The 575-nt window shown below is 52.0% G+C and carries 1 pseudogene; it reads right to left on the bottom strand.

Annotated features, from left to right (window positions below):
• Positions 1-405 (bottom strand): annotated as a pseudogene (locus GCWU000325_RS12650) (IS3-like element ISPg5 family transposase); the annotation flags it as partial.
• Between the last annotated feature and the right edge of the window lie 170 nt (positions 406-575).

Genomic DNA, 575 nt, shown 5'->3' with positions numbered 1-575 from the left:
GGTCGGATGCAGGCACCAGCCCACGATCAGACGTGAAGCGGCATCGGTTACCAAGGAGAGATAGGCCCAACCTGAAGAGGTTGCCACGTAGGTGATATCCGTAACGCACAGCTCACCGAAGCGGGCGGGATGTAGCTTGGGCCTTGTGTTGAGAAGGTCTTCATAGATGTGGTAGTGGTGATTGGAGTTGGTCGTCCTTGGGCGTTTGCGACGGCGAAGGCACAGACCATTAGAGCGGAAGAGCTCATAGCATTGGTCGCGCCCGATGGTGAACTTATCTGCATATTTGCGACGGCATAGCTCGTAAAGGATGCGTATGCCGGCCTTGGGTAAAGAGGTGCGGAGCTCCTGCGCATAGAATACGATGCTGCTGCGAAGGACGTCTAACTCCAAAGAACGATCCACATGGCGATAATATCCTTGTCTGCTTATGCCAAGATAACCGCAGAGTAAACTGACAGGATGACTTACTAGTTCCTGTCTTTCTTTTCCCTGCGACAAGGCCTTGATTACTTGGCAGCGGAGTTTTTTCGTATACGGATGTTGTATTTCTTCTCGGCAAGGTCGATCATCGT

The organism is Alloprevotella tannerae ATCC 51259, from assembly GCF_000159995.1.
GTDB lineage: Bacteria > Bacteroidota > Bacteroidia > Bacteroidales > Bacteroidaceae > Alloprevotella > Alloprevotella tannerae.
The sequence above is the reverse complement of the archived record's forward strand: the minus strand, read 5'-3'. Positions and strand labels throughout refer to the sequence as shown.